Genomic DNA, 14,046 nt, shown 5'->3' on the forward strand with positions numbered 1-14,046 from the left:
ACCCCCCACCGTCTCGCACACACGCCTGACGCGTAGCGCTGAGGAGGGAAGGTGTATCAGTCCGGGCGCATATTCCGGGGGTGGGTTTCCTACCTGCCCCTAGTTGACGGAAGTTGAGTTCGAGGGGCTTTCAAAACACTGTGTTCGGCGCTCAATTGACCGAATCCGAGGCGGGTTTCTCAGGGTCCGCCGGAGGTTCCGCCCGGACCTCCTCGGCCGCGGCCTCGTCCTCGGTGTCGGCCGGCGCCGACTGTTCCTCGGCGTACGTCTTGAGGTAGCTCACCACCGTGTTCGTCACCGCGACCAGCGGTACGGCCACCACCGCGCCGCCGATGCCGGCCACCATGCCGCCGGTCGCGACCGTGAGGACGACGGCGAGCGGGTGGACGCGCACCGCGCGCCCGAGGATGAACGGCTGGAGGATGTGGCCCTCGATCTGCTGCACGGCGAGGACCACCACGAGGGTCATCACCGCCGTGAACACGCCCTGCGTGACGAGGGCGACGAGCACCGCGAGCGCGCCGGAGGCGACCGCGCCCACCAGCGGGATGAACGAGAACAGGAAGATGAACACGGCCAGCGGGACGGCCATGGGGACGTCGAGGAAGTAGATGCCGATGCCGATGAAGACGGCGTCGATGAGGGCCACCAGGACCGTGCCGCGGACGTAGGCGGTCAGGGTGCGCCAGGCGCGCGGGCCGGCGCCGGCGACGGCGGGACGGGCGGCCGCGGGGACCAGCTTCAGCGTCCAGCCCCAGATGCGGCGGCCGTCGTAGAGCAGGAACAGGGTGGAGAAGAAGGTCAGCAGGATGCCGGTGAGGGCCTCCACGACCACCTGGACGCCTTCGAGGCCCGCCGAGGTGATCTGGTCGGTGTTGGCGCCGACCGCCTCCCGGAGGTTCTTGGCGATCTGGTTGATCTGCTTGTCGGTGACGTGGAAGGGGCTCTTCAGCAGCCAGTTGCGCAGATCGTCGATGCCGCTCTGGATCTGGTCGGAGAGGTCGTCGATGTTCTCCATGACCTGCCAGGTCACGAACCAGCCCATCAGCCCTATGACGACGAAGCCGAGGATCGCGGTGAGAGCCGTGGCGGGGCCGCGGGGGACGCCGTGCCGCATGAGGCGGGCCACCGTCGGCTGGAGCAGCGCGGTGATGAGCAGGGCGACGACGAAGGCGAAGACGACGAGCTGGACGGAACTGATGATCCGCATCAGCACCCAGACGGTGCCCGCGAGGACCAGGAGCCGCCAGCCGGCCTCGGCGGCGACCCGTACGCCCCACGGCACGGCCTGCGCCGGGTCGGGGCGGGGCACCAGCACGACGGGTTGGCGCGAGGCCGCCTTCGCCGGCTTCCTGGGCGTGCGCGCGGGCTGTTCGGCCGCGTCGGCCTCGGCCTCCTCGCGGGCCACCTCGGCGCGGCGCTCGTCCAACCGCTCTCCGACATCGGTCAGCCGGGCACCGAGCCGACCGATCCACCCTGGCACTCGCGACATGATCCGTCCTCTTCCCCCGTCTCTCCTCACCACTCCCCCCTGGAGTCGTCCGGTCCGACCGTACATGGCAAAAGCCCCTCCCCCTAGGACGGGGAGGGGCTGCGCGAGGTTGAGCGTCCGGGGCGACGGACGATCAGTAGTTTCCGTGGGCCTGCCAGTAGGCCCAGGCGTCGCAGGGGCTGCCGTACCGGACGTTCATGTAGTTCAGGCCCCATTTGATCTGGGTCGCCGGGTTGGTCTGCCAGTCGGCGCCGGCCGAGGCCATCTTGGAGCCCGGCAGCGCCTGGACGAGGCCGTAGGCACCGGACGAGGGGTTGACGGCCAGGTAGTTCCAGGTGGATTCGTGGTCCACGATGTTGCTGAAGCACTGGAACTGTCCGCTCGGCACGATCTGGCGCGCGATCGCCTGGACCTGCGCGGCCGTGTAGGAGCTCTGCACCGGGAAGTCACCGGAGGCGGCCTTGGCCTCCCGTTCCTTCCTCGCCTTCTCCTCGGCGGCCTCCCGCTTCGCCTCCGCGGCCTCGGCCGCCTGCCTGCGGGCCGCTTCCGCCGCCGTCTTCCTGGCTACGGCGTCGGCGGCCACGGCCTGCGTGTCGGCCTGCCGGGTGAGGGAGAGGGTCTGCACCTGGGCCTGCTCGCCCGCGGGTATGTCCGCCAGGAGCGTGCCGTCACCGGCGGGCGCGGCCGTGTCGTCGGTGGACGGCGCGGTGCCCGCCTGGGCGACTCCCATGACGGCGCCCACGGTGGTGACCGCCGTGGCCGAGACCACGGCGAACCCACGCGCGGAGTTCCGGCTCATACCGGACTCAGTACCAGTGGTTGGCCTGCCAGAACGACCAGGCCTCGCAAGGGCTGCCGTACCGGCTGTCCATGTAGTTGAGGCCCCACTTGATCTGGGTGGCCGGGTTGGTCTGCCAGTCGGCACCGACCGACGACATCTTGGAGCCCGGCAGGGCCTGGAAGAGACCGTAGGCGCCGGAGGACGCGTTGACGGCCCGGTAGTTCCAGCTCGACTCGTGGTCCACGATGTTGCTGAAGCACTGGAACTGCCCGCTCGGCACCATCGAGGCAGCCATCGCCTGGATCTGCGCCACGGTGTACGAGCTCTGCACCGGGAAGCTGGAAGCGCTCCTGCTGGCCTTCTCCTTGGCCTCGGCGCGTTCCTTGGCTTCCTTGGCCGCCTGCTCGGCGGCCTCCTTCTTCTCGATCGCGGACTTGGCGGCGGCCTTGCGGGCCGACTCCTCCGCGACCTTCTTGGCGCTCGCGTCCGCGGCGATGGCCTGTGTGTCGGCCTGCTGCGTGAGGGACGCGGTCTGCACCTGAGCCTGCTCACCCGCGGGGATGTCCGCCAGGAGCGTCGTGCCGGCTGCCGTCGCCTCGGCGTCGTTCGGCTGCGCGACACTGCCGGAGGCAACTCCGACAACGCTTCCGACAGCGGTGACCGCGGTGGCGGAGGCCACTGCGAATCCCCGGACCGAAATCGGGCTCACACGGTTTCCTTCCAGCATCGCCCGCTTCGGTGACCCTGGCGGACGCAATCGTGCCCCTGGACACTGGCCTCCCAACTAACGGGGTCACGGGAGGCGCGGGCCCGGTGGGCAACTCCCTTGCGAGGAGCGCCGCATGGTGCGCGGGCGGCATACGACGGGCGGTATGGAGTTGAACGTGGTGCTCTTGCGCTGCTGTAACTGGGGGTACAGGTGTGCCGTATGCGGGGCCTGACAGAACCGAGACTCTGCCGTAACCGGACGCCGGGTGGCAATTCTGAGTTGCGTGTGAAAGCTCACATCCCGTTTGCCCCCAGGGATTTCATGAAACGGCGACACACGAAGGCGCCGCCCGGCTAGGCTCTTGGCCTTTCCGAACGGCGCCAACTGGCCCCGGGTTTTCCCGGGTTGTGTCAGATCTGCCCGTCTTCGAGCATTTCGGTCACAAGGGCCGCGATCTGGGACCTCTCGGACCTCGTCAGCGTGACGTGGGCGAAGAGGGGGTGTCCCTTCAGCTTCTCCACCACGGCGACCACACCGTCGTAGCGTCCGACCCGCAGATTGTCCCGCTGGGCCACGTCATGGGTCAGAACGACCCGTGAATTCGCGCCGATTCGGGACAGAACGGTGAGAAGCACATTCCTTTCCAGCGACTGCGCCTCGTCCACGATCACGAAGGCGTCGTGCAGCGAGCGGCCGCGGATGTGGGTGAGCGGCAGGACCTCGAGCATCCCGCGCGCGGTGACCTCCTCGATGACCTCGCGGCTGGTGACCGCGGACAGCGTGTCGAACACCGCCTGCGCCCAGGGGCTCATCTTCTCGGACTCGGAGCCCGGCAGATAGCCGAGTTCCTGCCCGCCCACCGCGTACAGCGGGCGGAAGACCATGACCTTCTGGTGCTGGCGGCGCTCCAGGACCGCCTCCAGGCCCGCGCACAGCGCGAGCGCCGACTTGCCGGTGCCGGCCCGGCCGCCCATGGACACGATCCCGATGTCCGGGTCGAGCAGGATGTCCAGCGCGATGCGCTGCTCCGCGCTGCGGCCCTTGATGCCGAACGCCTCCCGGTCGCCGCGCACCAGACGGATGTTGCCGTCGGGCGAGACCCGGCCGAGCGCCTTGCCGCGCTCGGAGTGGATCGTCAGCCCCGTGTGCACGGGCAGGTCGGAGGCTTCCGGGACGTGGACGTGGCCTTCCTCGAAGAGGATGTCCACCTGCTCGCCGGGCAGGGTCAGTTCGGACATTCCGGTCCAGCCGGAGGAGTCCGTGATGGCGAGCTCGGCGCGGTACTCCTCGGCGAGGAGCCCGACCGAGGACGCCTTGATCCTGAGCGGGAGGTCCTTCGACACGACGGTGACGTCGAATCCCTCGGCCTGCAGGTTGCGGGCGACCGCGAGGATGCGGGAGTCGTTGTCCCCCAGGCGGTAGCCGCTCGGCAGCACGCTGGGGTCCGAGTGATTGAGCTCGACACGGACGGTCCCGCCCAGCTCCCCGATCGGGATGGGGGCGTCGAGACGGCCGTACCGCACCCGGAACTCGTCGAGCAGCCGCAGGGCCTGCCGGGCGAAGTAGCCGAGTTCGGGATGGTGCCGCTTCGCCTCCAGCTCCGTGACCACGACGATGGGGAGCACGACCTCGTGCTCGTCGAAGCGGCTCAGGGCGTTCGGGTCGGCCAGCAGGACGCTGGTGTCGAGAACATAGGTGCGCCGGTCAGGCATACGGCGCTTTGTGCTGGTCACCACGGAAGGACGTACCCCCTCGGATGAGGTCGGGGAGCGACGGAGTGGAGCTGGACCGGTCGACGGCCCGTTTGCACGGGCCGGGAACCGGCCCTCCACTGCTTCTTCCGTGCCGAGACCGCACGGTAAGGCTGGTGCAAAGGGCCTCCCGGGCGGACGGCCCCGTGCCGCCCGCTGAGATCCGACACCCGTGGTTCGGGCATCGACCTGACTGGCTTATGCCCTCGAACACGCGCCGCCATGCCAGCGCATATGACGGCGCGCTGGTGAACTCCTGGTTACTTCAGTCCCAGAACGGGGTAGTCGAGCTGCTTCCGCGGGGGGCTGTCAGCCGCCGTAGCGCCGGTGACGGGCCGCGTAGTCGCGCAGGGCGCGCAGGAAGTCGACCTTCCGGAAGGCCGGCCAGAAGACCTCGCAGAAGTAGTACTCCGAGTGGGCGGTCTGCCACAGCATGAATCCGGACAGCCGCTGTTCACCGCTGGTACGGATCACGAGGTCGGGGTCGGGCTGGTCGCCGGTGTAGAGGTGGCGGCCGATCATGTCGATGTCGACGGCCTCGGCGAGCTCCTCCATCGAGGTGCCCTTCTCGTGCGCGTCGAGCAGCATGGACCGTACGGCGTCGGCGATCTCCTGGCGGCCGCCGTAGCCGATGGCGACGTTGACGAGTATTCCGTCGACGTGGGCGGTGGACTCCTCCGCCTCCTTCAGCGCCGTCTGCATCGGGGAGGGCAGCAGGTCGGGGGTGCCGACGTGGTGGACGCGCCAGCGTCCGTCGGCGGCGAGGGTGCGGACGACGTCCTCGATGATGCCGAGGAGGGGGCCGAGCTCCTCCGGCGGGCGGTTGAAGTTGTCCGTCGACAAGAGCCAGAGGGTGACGACCTCGACGTCCGTCTCGGTGCACCAGCCGAGGAACTCCTCGATCTTCTCCGCGCCGGCGCGGTGGCCGTCGACGGGTGAGGAACCGGCGGCCTTCGCCCAGCGCCGGCTGCCGTCCACGATGACACCGATGTGCTTGGGCACCTGGGCGTGGTCCAGGTGGCCCTCCACCCGGCGTGCGTAGAGCCTGACCAGCAGGCCGCGCAGCTTGTCGCGCAGGTTCACGTGAAAGTCAGCCCCTCTGAGATGGCGGTCCCCGCGGCTAGAGCGTACCGGGGGCTTCCGGGCGCCAACTGCGCGGGGCCTTCTGGCGCATGGGCGACCGCGGGTCGTCGGGCACCGGTCGGGCCACACGGCGGAGCGCCTGCCGCTTCGGGCTCCGCGCCGTGGTGGGTACCCCGCCGGACGCACTCATGCGCGTCCGGCGCGCATCCGCTCCACGGGTCCCCCGCGCCTCCGCTGCACGTCGGACGCGTACGTCGGGGCACAAAAAAACGGGCCGGTCCGTGGGGGGGATACGGACCGGCCCGAGGGGGGGTTTCCACCATAACCCTTCGTGAGGGATGGTGCGTGCATCGGCGTGCCACAACTACTCTCCGGAGTCGGGCGGCGACGGCGCGGTGGGCGGTCGAAGCCCAGTTCATGGGGGTTTCATGGCCGAATTGCGGCGGAATCATGGGGTCGTGGGGCATCGCCCGCGTGGGTGACTCCGGGTCGGAACGTTTCTTTGACGCCGGGAAGTGGGCGCGGCACCGCGCAGCCCCCTCCTCTGCGCGGTGCCACCGCGCAGCTTTGCTGGCGCGAATTGCCTCGCCTTGAATTTACGTCAGCCGGGGTCCGGATGCGAGCCACCTGGGATAACGATGTGGAAACCTCGTGAAGACCATGGATATACGGGGTAGATCGACCCACGATGCCCCCCTTGTCCGCTTTGCAGACATGTAGGCATCATCCGCGGACGCGAACCTCAGGCGAGCGGCTTGCGGGCCTCAAGGAGATGACGGGTGCTGTGGGCGACGAAGGCACCCTCGGCCTCGATCCGCTCGTGCAGGGACCGCAACTGGTGCTCGTACTCCGCCGGCGTGAATCCCGGCACCATCCAGACAACTTTGCGCAGGAAGTGGACGACGGCGGCGATGTCGTGGAACTCGATCCGCAGCTTCTCGGCACGCAGGTCGACGATCTCCAGTCCGGCGGCCTCGGCGGCGGCGCGTTCACGGTCGGGGTGACGGTCCGAGCTCTGTGCCGCGGGCTGCGGACCGAGGAAGTGCTCGACGAGCTCGAAGACGCTGCGCGGGCCGACGTGCTGGGCGAAGTAGGTGCCGCCGGGCTGCAGGACGCGCGCGATCTCGGCCCACTGGGGGCTGACCGGGTGCCGGCTGCTGACCAGGTCGAAGGTGCCGTCGGCGAACGGCAGCGGCGCGTCCTCCGGGGCGGCGACCACCACGATGCCGCGCGGGCGCAGCAGGGCGGTGGCCTTCGCGACGTTCGGGGGCCAGCCCTCGGTCGCCGCGGCGAGCACGGGGGTCCTGACCCCGTGTCCGAGAGCGAAGTCCATGACCTCGCCGCCGCCGGTCTGGATGTCGAGCGAGGCGGCGGCCCCGGCCAGCCGCCCGGCCAGTGAGCGCGCGTAACCCCACGAGGGCCGCGCCTCGGTGGCCCGCCCCTCGAACCACGAGAAGTCCCACCCCGCGGTGGGCACGGCGGCGCCCTCGGCGACGAGGTCCTCGAAGGTGCGGGAGTGTCGGGAGGTCATGAGGTGATCGTGACAGGGGGGTGGGGGTGGGCGCCGCTCAATTACGACGCCGTGGTCCCGCAGAGGGGCCGGGTCACGGGACAAGCTCCCTACGGCGTCGGCTCGTACCGCAGCAGTACGACGCCGTTGCCGAAGGTGTGGGACTCGACGAGCCGGAGGGAGGTCAGCGTGTCGGAGTGCGGGAAGAGGGGCTTGCCCCGGCCGACGAGCACGGGGTGGACGTAGATCCGCAGCTCGTCGACGAGGCCGTACCGCAGGAAGGTCTCCGCCAAGTCGGCGCCGCCCAGGCCGAGATCACCGCCGGGCTGCTCCTTCAGCGCCCGGACCTCCTCGGGTACGACCTCACGGACGAGGGTGGAGTTCCAGTCGACCTGGGTGAGGGTGCGGGAGTAGACGAACTTGGGGAGCTCGCGCCAGATCGGGGCGAACTCCTTGTCGGACACGGGGGCGTCGGGGTCGGCGTCGGCGGTGGGCCAGTAGGCGGCCATGAGCTCGTAGACGCCCCGGCCGTGGATCAGCCCGCCCATCCTGCCGACCGTGGCGTTCATGTGCGCGAGGAGCTCGTCGTCGACCCGGTGCCAGCCGATGTCGCCGTCGGGGCCCTCGATGTAGCCGTCGAGGGACACGGACATCATCAGGACGATTTTCCGCATCGGACACCTGTCCTGGGCAGTAGAGAGAGGATCGACTCCCAAGCTACCGGGATCGACGGGGACGGCGTGGGAACGCCATGACGGGAGGTGGCTCCGGGATGGGGCGCTGGCTGGACGGGCGGGGCAGGCTGGTCGTGCACGGGGAGCGGGACGGGTTCGCCGTACCGCTGGAGATCGCGACCTCCTACCGGGCCCGCACGAAGGGACTGCTGGGGCGGGACTCCGTCGAGGGGGCGCTGCTCCTCTCCCCCGCGGGCAGTGTCCACACCTTCCGCATGCGCTTCCCCATCGACGTCGCCTACCTCGACCGCAACCTCCGCGTCATCGCCGTCCGCACGATGCCCCCCGGCCGCCTGGGCCTCCCCCGCCTCCGCTCCCGCCACGTACTGGAGGCGGAGGCGGGGGTGATGGAGGGGTGGGGGGTGCGGGTGGGGGGGCGGGTTCAGGTTGTTGTGGGGTGAGGGGCGGATCCGCATGCCGCGGGAGGCAGAATCGGCAGCCGCCCCTGAACCGTCAGTTCAGCGCGGGGAGCGCGCCTTCGGGTAGCGGGTCCCCGGACTTGCACTGCGTCGGCAACGTGACCACCCGGGCCGCTTGTACCGCGATCTCGGCCAGATCCCTGCGGTGTACGCCTGTCTTGGAGATCGCCGGTCCCTGAGCCGAGACGTCGATGCTCAAGGCCATGTTCCGGCCCTGAGCGTCCCGGCGGGTGCAGGAGAGGTAGATCGCCGCCGCGTTCGGCGACGACAGCGCTCGGGTTCCGGCCTTGAACGTCTTGAGTCCGTCCTTGGTGACGACCCCGTCCGCCAGAAGGCCCTTCTCCCATGTGTCGGCGGACATGGTGACGGTCTGGCTCTCGAGATAGAAGGCCTGCCGGCCATCGACAGAGATGCGACAGGTCGAGTTCAGTTCGTCGGCGATGTCGCTGCTGCGTGAACTGGCGGAGGAGGCGACGCTTTTCCCCTGCGGCAGGATGCGCTCGAACGCGGCCACCTGCTTCTGGAAGTCGTCGCCCGCGCAGATGTTCCGGCTGTCGAGGTGGTCCTTTTCGTCCTCCGGGAAGGCCCTCCCGGCCGCGAATCCACCGACCAGGCAACCGACCAGGACAACAGCGCCTGTTGCCACTACCGCTACGGATTTCATCAGTCTCTGCTTTCCGCGCCCAGGTCCCGACCGTACCCGGGCAGGTTGGCCTGTGCTTCGACGATTCCCGCCGTTGTCTCGGCGGCGATGATGCTGTTGAAGTTCTGGGTGTGCGACGTCCCGTGGGCCTCGACCGCCGCCTGTACGGCGTCCTGGTTCACCTGCGCAGTGGAGTCCTTGACGTGCTGCCAGTCCTGGCCGGTGCTGTAGACGACCTTGCCGGTGCTGTCCTGCTCCTTGCCGTCGACGATCTGGTTGATGATGTCGCCGCTGATGGTCGTGGCCACCCCGCCCACGACGGCTCCTGTGGCCGGCGTGGCGATGAAGGACGTACCGACTCCGATACCGGTGCCCACGATGCCGGATGCCCAGGCGCCGTTGCGTTCCAAGGCGTCGTTGTACTTCTTGTCGGCCTCCACGGCATCCCCGATCTCCGTCTCCTGACGGCCGACGGCGATGGCTCCCTGGATCTCCCCCGACGAGTGAGCGATGTTCTTGAGCGCTTCGTCGGTGTCCGGCGCGTAGGCGTCGGGATGCTTGAGGTGGTAGTCGTACAGGTTGGCCGCATAGGCCGTCTGTCCGAGGTTGACCGCCGCGTATCCCTCGGGGTCCTTGCCGACCGTCATGAGGAACCGTGCCGCGTCCTGTTCGCCGAAGTTCGCCTGCGTCCCCTCCAGCGGGAAGAGAGCCATTCCTTCCGCCGACTTGTCGCTTGCCATGGCCCTGCTGAAGTCCGGCATGTACTCGCCGCTCATCCGGCCGAGGCTGTCGGACATCCCTTCGCGGGCCATCTCCGGGTCCTTGGAGACACCATGGACGATCTTCTGCATGATCTCGGCCTGCTTGTCCGTGTGCGCAGGGAGGTCGTTCGGGGGCGCTTCGTCGTAGGGATGGCCGGTGGTGGCCGCTTCCAGCGCATGACCCAACTGGTTGTAGCCGCTGATCGGAGCCGGGATCCGTTCGCCGGTCTCCGGATCGAAGGCCGGCCATTCCTGGTCCTGGAACCACTTCCGGTCGTCGGTGAGGTAGTCGAAGTACTCCTCGTTCCCGAAGATGTTCGTCGCGGCTTCGGGACAGCGCCCGAGACCCTCCATGTAGCCGGTCATGGGGTCGGTGCTGCCCTCGTTGGTGCCGAGGTGGTTCAGCTTGCCGACGCCGTTGTCACCGAACCAGTCGGCTTCGACGTCCTTGCCGAACGACTTGTCGGTGGCGATGAGGGCCTTGCCGTAGTCCTCCATGAACTGAGGCTCGTACTTGCCGTTCCTCATCAGGCTGCTCATCACCTGGAATCCGGCCGGGTTGCTCGCGTCGTCGACACCGAGCGGCTGGGGGCCGAGTCTGATGACGTCCTTCTTCCAGTCCTGCATTTCCTTGCTGTCGGACTGGGTGGCGGTCCCCAGGGTGTCGCCGAGGTCCTTCTGGAGTTCCTTCAGCAGCGCTTCACGTTCCGGCCGTGCGGCGCCGTACTGCCCGGCCGGGTCGGCCATGTCGGCCCAGAACTCCAGGGTGCCCCGGCCGCCCAGGCCGGTGGCGAACTTTTCGGCGAACTCCTTGTCGCCCTTGTTGGCCCGCAGCAGTTCGTTGAGCTGCCTGAGCTCCTTGTCCGACATGTCCGAGCCTTTTTTCGCCAGTTCCAGGGCGCGAGAGGCGTCGGCTGCGTCAAGGGAGGTGACGACCTTGGAATTTGAAGTTGTCGGTGTAGCCGCCGAGGTCGCGGCGCAGGGCCCAGCAGGCGGTCTCGTCGGCGTCGGCGGCCTGCCGGAGGACGGCTTCGATACGGCGTGCGAAGGCGTCGCAGGCCTGTTGCTGTTCTCGGATGAGCGCCTGACCGTCGGGATCGTGGCGGGCGCCGGCGTCCTGGGACAGGTCGTTGCGCGGGGTGACCACGCCGACGGCACTGACGTGCAACTGCTGTTTCGGAGCTTCCACCGTGGCGAGGTGGTGGAGGTCGTCCTTGGACTTCTTCAGCTCAGCGTGCAGGGTCGTGAGGACACCGGCGATGCCGTCCGCTTCCTTCTGTGCGTCCGCGAACTCCTGCTGTGCGTCCCGTACGTCGTTGCCGGCCTTGGCCGCCGTCAGCGCGGGCTGGTGCCAACCGGCTTGCTTGAAAGGCGCCGCGACCTCGTCGCCGTACGCGGTGTGCAAGCCCTTGAACTTGGTGGCCGTCTCCCGCCAACGGTCGGCCGCTGCTTGGAGGTTGCTCAGATTGAGGTGATAGAGCTGCTCGTACGTCGGCATTGCTGCGGTGAATCCCCGTGGTGTTGTGGTCGCGGTGGGCAGTGAAGTCGTGCGGCCTGGGTTCAGCCGAAGGGCGACGGCTCACCCGAGAGGGAGCGCATCGTCTGCGTGTTCACCGTCTCGGTGCTCTGGTAGAGCAGGCCGGAACCGCCGCACTGCCGGGAGAGGCTGTCGCACTTGGACGCGAGTGCCGCGACCTGACTCGACCAGGTCTCCGCCAGACCGCCGAGAGCGCCTCCGAGACCCCCGTCCCAGTTGCCACTGCCGAAGTCCTTGGACGCCGAACGGGTCTCGTCCACCGGGTGGGCACCGGCCGTCCGCGTCCGGCCCGCCATGTCCTGCGCCCCGGTGCCCGCACGGTTCAGCGCTGCCGGATCCTCGATGTCCGTGCCGGTCGACACGCGGTACCCCCATGTTCGGTTCCGTACCCTGTCGGCCGGAACTCTCGATCTGTCACGCGATGTGCCCGTGGTGAGCGAGCAAAAAGTATCACTGCAGCGCACTGCCTCCCTTGGGCTGACCAGGCCTCGAAGTCTCCCGGCCGACGGGCACTTGGTCAGCTCTCCCCCCGCGGGAACGACACCTCCACCCGGCGGTTCTTCTTGCGGCCCGCTTCCGTTGCGTTGGAGGCGATGGGGTAGTCCTCGGAGTAGCCGCGGACCTCGTAGGTGATGCCCGAGTCCTTCAACTCCTGGTCCAGGACGTCCTGTACGGCGTTGGCGCGCTGGCGGGAGAGGGTGCGGCCGTGGGCGTAGCTGCCCAGGTCGTCGGTGAAGCCGAAGACACGGATCCGGGTGGCGTTCTGGTTCTTGATCTCCGCCGCGATCGCGGAGATACGGGCCCTCGCCTCGCTGTTGAGCTTCGCGCTGTCCTTGCCGAACAGGACCTCTGCCTGGAGGGCGAACTTCACGTCCGCGTTGGTGTCCTCCCGGCGTTCGTCCCCGCTCTGGTCCTCCACGACCTGCTTGATGTCCAGGACCTTCGCCTCGGCGAGGGTGGCGCCCTCCGGGAGCTTCAGGTCCGGGTCGTTGGGGTCCACCTCGACGGGTGCGGTGGCGGAGGGTTCGGTGCCCGGGGGGACGCTGGGGCCGCCGTCGTCGGCCTGGGCGGGCGTGAGGGTCAGGGCCACCATGAGCGAGGTGACCGTGAAGGCCAGGGCCAGGCGGGGTGGGGTTCGGGTGGCGGTCATGGTGGGCGTCATCCGGAGATCTGGATGGTGGCGGAGGCGAAGGTGGGGAGTTGGAAGGTGACGTCGGTGGTGCTCGTCGGGGGCGCCGGGAACTGGACGAAGACCGCCAGTGACTCGCCGGGTTGCAGGGACGAGAAGCCTGTCGTGGTCAGTGGTCGACCGTCTGTGTCGCGCAGCACGTAGTAGCGCTTCTTCGAGGCGGCATCCACCAGGGTCGCGCCCCCGAGCGACATACCGTGCCGGAGGATCTCCGTCTCGTCCCCACGCACCGCCGGGGGAACGGTGATGCGCTTGGAGCCGTCGTTCTTCAGTTGGCCGTTCACCGTGACGAAGCCGCCCGCGTCCCGGGTGGCCGAGGTGATCTGGAGGAGCAGCCCGCTCGTGCCCTTCAGCTCCGCCATCGGCTCGTCGGACTCACCCTCCTGAGTGCTGGGGTCGGACCCGCCCGTGCGAGAGGCCGACGGCGACGACTCCGGGTTCTTGTCGTCGCCTCCACCGCTGCAACCGGCCACACCGACGGCCAGTCCGGCCGCGATCGTCAACGCGACCATCCCCCTGCGGGCCTTCGCCGTGAACCGAATGCTCATCACTCCGCTTCCTTCGTCACTCGTCGTTCGCTCGTGCCAGGTGGACGTCGAAGAGATCCTCAGGGCCCGGCAGATCCGTGAGGTCGTCCGGGTCCAGGGTCCACTCGCCACCGTCCTCGCAGGTGAGCTTCGGCAGTACGTCCGTGTCTGCGCCGGGCAGTTGGAAATCGCAGACGGGCTCGATGACCGCGCTGGCAGTCTCCGTCGACTGCTCGCCCTCGACTCCGGGGACAATGGAATCACCGACGGTCTTGTTCGTCCTGACTTCGACGCTGTAGCCCGGGGGCAGCCCCGTCAGCGATCGGCAGCTCATCGTGACGGCATCGTTCTGCGCAGCCAGAGCGTCCGCCCGAGCGCAGCCGTCGAAGTTCACTCCCACGCCGTCGAAGATGTCCCGCCACTTGTTGGGATCGAGGACGTTCTCCACCCACTTGTCGGTGAGCTTGTCCCGGGTGTCCAGGGCCGCTGCCAGTGCCGCCGCGTCGGCCGCCGTCTGGGCGCCGTTCCGGTTCGCCGCGGCCTGGCCGACGGCGAGGTAGGCGAACGCGAGAAAGAGCAGGCCCGCCACCACCATGATGTAGATGGGGAAAGCCTGCCCTACGTCGTCGTGGTTGCCAGGCCTGGTCAGCCGCTGATGACTTCGTTGACCTTGTCCACGATCGCGGTGTAGATCGTGTTGCCGATGTCCGTCCCCGTGATCGCCAGCACGATCGCCACCACCACCGCGATGATGCCCAGGTACTCGACCGCGGTCTGACCCTTGTCGTCGTTGAACCGGTTGTTCATCGTGAGACCCTTCGGTGTCGCCGCCATCGACAACCGGAACGTAGACCCGTGGATCCCGTTCCGCGCAGGGTCCCTGGGCCCAAATCCGGGCCCAAGCTCGTGT

At 68.6% G+C, this 14,046-nt stretch carries 16 protein-coding genes; 1 reads left to right on the forward strand and 15 read right to left on the reverse strand.

All coding sequences use genetic code 11. The features are described from left to right. Positions 1-151: 151 nt before the first annotated feature. From ACZ66S_RS06675 to ACZ66S_RS06705, 7 genes are all read right to left on the reverse strand, one after another. The gene (locus ACZ66S_RS06675; RefSeq protein ID WP_469900129.1) at positions 152-1,492 is read right to left on the reverse strand and encodes an AI-2E family transporter; all 1,341 of its coding nucleotides are present in this window, start codon (positions 1,490-1,492) and stop codon (positions 152-154) included. Between the two features lie 133 nt (positions 1,493-1,625). After that, positions 1,626-2,291, reverse strand: a complete 666-nt coding sequence (locus ACZ66S_RS06680) for an aggregation-promoting factor C-terminal-like domain-containing protein (RefSeq protein WP_469900130.1) — start codon at positions 2,289-2,291, stop codon at positions 1,626-1,628. Between the two features lie 7 nt (positions 2,292-2,298). Then, positions 2,299-2,982 (reverse strand): aggregation-promoting factor C-terminal-like domain-containing protein, encoded by a 684-nt coding sequence (locus tag ACZ66S_RS06685; protein WP_469900131.1) that lies wholly within the window; start codon positions 2,980-2,982, stop codon positions 2,299-2,301. Between the two features lie 410 nt (positions 2,983-3,392). Continuing rightward, complete coding sequence (locus tag ACZ66S_RS06690; protein ID WP_469900132.1) at positions 3,393-4,718, reverse strand: PhoH family protein; 1,326 nt, start codon at positions 4,716-4,718, stop codon at positions 3,393-3,395. Positions 4,719-5,042: 324 nt separating this feature from the next. Beyond that, positions 5,043-5,816, reverse strand: coding sequence for an isoprenyl transferase (locus ACZ66S_RS06695; protein ID WP_280849564.1), 774 nt, complete (start codon positions 5,814-5,816; stop codon positions 5,043-5,045). Positions 5,817-6,558: 742 nt separating this feature from the next. Continuing rightward, on the reverse strand, positions 6,559-7,347 hold the full coding sequence (locus ACZ66S_RS06700) for a methyltransferase domain-containing protein (protein ID WP_469900133.1): 789 nt from the start codon (positions 7,345-7,347) through the stop codon (positions 6,559-6,561). Positions 7,348-7,436: 89 nt separating this feature from the next. Then, positions 7,437-8,000 carry a dihydrofolate reductase family protein gene (locus tag ACZ66S_RS06705; protein ID WP_469900135.1) on the reverse strand — a complete coding sequence of 188 codons (564 nt, stop codon included), beginning with the start codon at positions 7,998-8,000 and terminating at the stop codon, positions 7,437-7,439. 98 nt (positions 8,001-8,098) lie between these two features. Between ACZ66S_RS06705 and ACZ66S_RS06710 the strand changes: the two genes are divergently transcribed. Next, positions 8,099-8,461: a DUF192 domain-containing protein gene (locus tag ACZ66S_RS06710; protein WP_469900136.1), complete on the forward strand. Its 363-nt coding sequence runs from the start codon at positions 8,099-8,101 to the stop codon at positions 8,459-8,461. A gap of 52 nt (positions 8,462-8,513) precedes the next feature. Here ACZ66S_RS06710 and ACZ66S_RS06715 read toward each other — a convergent pair whose 3' ends face one another. The 8 genes from ACZ66S_RS06715 to ACZ66S_RS06750 form a co-directional block, all read right to left on the reverse strand. Continuing rightward, positions 8,514-9,143, reverse strand: a complete 630-nt coding sequence (locus ACZ66S_RS06715; protein ID WP_469900138.1) for a hypothetical protein — start codon at positions 9,141-9,143, stop codon at positions 8,514-8,516. Continuing rightward, positions 9,143-10,753: a hypothetical protein gene (locus ACZ66S_RS06720; RefSeq protein ID WP_469900140.1), complete on the reverse strand. Its 1,611-nt coding sequence runs from the start codon at positions 10,751-10,753 to the stop codon at positions 9,143-9,145. The genes ACZ66S_RS06715 and ACZ66S_RS06720 overlap by 1 nt, the downstream gene beginning before the upstream one ends. A gap of 49 nt (positions 10,754-10,802) precedes the next feature. Continuing rightward, a complete protein-coding gene (locus ACZ66S_RS06725) occupies positions 10,803-11,381 on the reverse strand; it encodes a hypothetical protein (protein ID WP_469900141.1) in 579 nt (192 codons plus the stop codon). 62 nt (positions 11,382-11,443) lie between these two features. After that, positions 11,444-11,782 carry a hypothetical protein gene (locus ACZ66S_RS06730; protein ID WP_469900143.1) on the reverse strand — a complete coding sequence of 113 codons (339 nt, stop codon included), beginning with the start codon at positions 11,780-11,782 and terminating at the stop codon, positions 11,444-11,446. A 155-nt stretch (positions 11,783-11,937) separates the two neighbouring features. Next, positions 11,938-12,570: an OmpA family protein gene (locus ACZ66S_RS06735; protein WP_469900144.1), complete on the reverse strand. Its 633-nt coding sequence runs from the start codon at positions 12,568-12,570 to the stop codon at positions 11,938-11,940. Between the two features lie 8 nt (positions 12,571-12,578). Next, on the reverse strand, positions 12,579-13,157 hold the full coding sequence (locus tag ACZ66S_RS06740) for a hypothetical protein (protein WP_469900145.1): 579 nt from the start codon (positions 13,155-13,157) through the stop codon (positions 12,579-12,581). A 16-nt stretch (positions 13,158-13,173) separates the two neighbouring features. Next, positions 13,174-13,785, reverse strand: a complete 612-nt coding sequence (locus ACZ66S_RS06745; protein WP_469900868.1) for a pilus assembly protein TadG-related protein — start codon at positions 13,783-13,785, stop codon at positions 13,174-13,176. Then, positions 13,782-13,970: a Flp family type IVb pilin gene (locus tag ACZ66S_RS06750; RefSeq protein WP_053849185.1), complete on the reverse strand. Its 189-nt coding sequence runs from the start codon at positions 13,968-13,970 to the stop codon at positions 13,782-13,784. The genes ACZ66S_RS06745 and ACZ66S_RS06750 overlap by 4 nt, the downstream gene beginning before the upstream one ends. Positions 13,971-14,046 lie beyond the last annotated feature (76 nt).

The sequence above is a fragment of the Streptomyces sp. NPDC107471 genome (assembly GCF_055582845.1).

Excerpts from the sequence above, each read along its gene's own strand:
- ACZ66S_RS06705 (WP_469900135.1), bottom strand. The coding sequence starts at position 8,000 with ATGCGGAAAATCGTCCTGATGATGTCCGTGTCCCTCGACGGCTACATC.
- ACZ66S_RS06700 (WP_469900133.1), bottom strand. The coding sequence starts at position 7,347 with ATGACCTCCCGACACTCCCGCACCTTCGAGGACCTCGTCGCCGAGGGC.
- ACZ66S_RS06715 (WP_469900138.1), bottom strand. The coding sequence starts at position 9,143 with ATGAAATCCGTAGCGGTAGTGGCAACAGGCGCTGTTGTCCTGGTCGGT.
- ACZ66S_RS06720 (WP_469900140.1), bottom strand. The coding sequence starts at position 10,753 with ATGTCGGACAAGGAGCTCAGGCAGCTCAACGAACTGCTGCGGGCCAAC.
- ACZ66S_RS06735 (WP_469900144.1), bottom strand. The coding sequence starts at position 12,570 with ATGACCGCCACCCGAACCCCACCCCGCCTGGCCCTGGCCTTCACGGTC.
- ACZ66S_RS06740 (WP_469900145.1), bottom strand. The coding sequence starts at position 13,157 with ATGAGCATTCGGTTCACGGCGAAGGCCCGCAGGGGGATGGTCGCGTTG.
- ACZ66S_RS06680 (WP_469900130.1), bottom strand. The coding sequence starts at position 2,291 with ATGAGCCGGAACTCCGCGCGTGGGTTCGCCGTGGTCTCGGCCACGGCG.
- ACZ66S_RS06710 (WP_469900136.1), top strand. The coding sequence starts at position 8,099 with ATGGGGCGCTGGCTGGACGGGCGGGGCAGGCTGGTCGTGCACGGGGAG.
- ACZ66S_RS06725 (WP_469900141.1), bottom strand. The coding sequence starts at position 11,381 with ATGCCGACGTACGAGCAGCTCTATCACCTCAATCTGAGCAACCTCCAA.
- ACZ66S_RS06675 (WP_469900129.1), bottom strand. The coding sequence starts at position 1,492 with ATGTCGCGAGTGCCAGGGTGGATCGGTCGGCTCGGTGCCCGGCTGACC.
- ACZ66S_RS06750 (WP_053849185.1), bottom strand. The coding sequence starts at position 13,970 with ATGGCGGCGACACCGAAGGGTCTCACGATGAACAACCGGTTCAACGAC.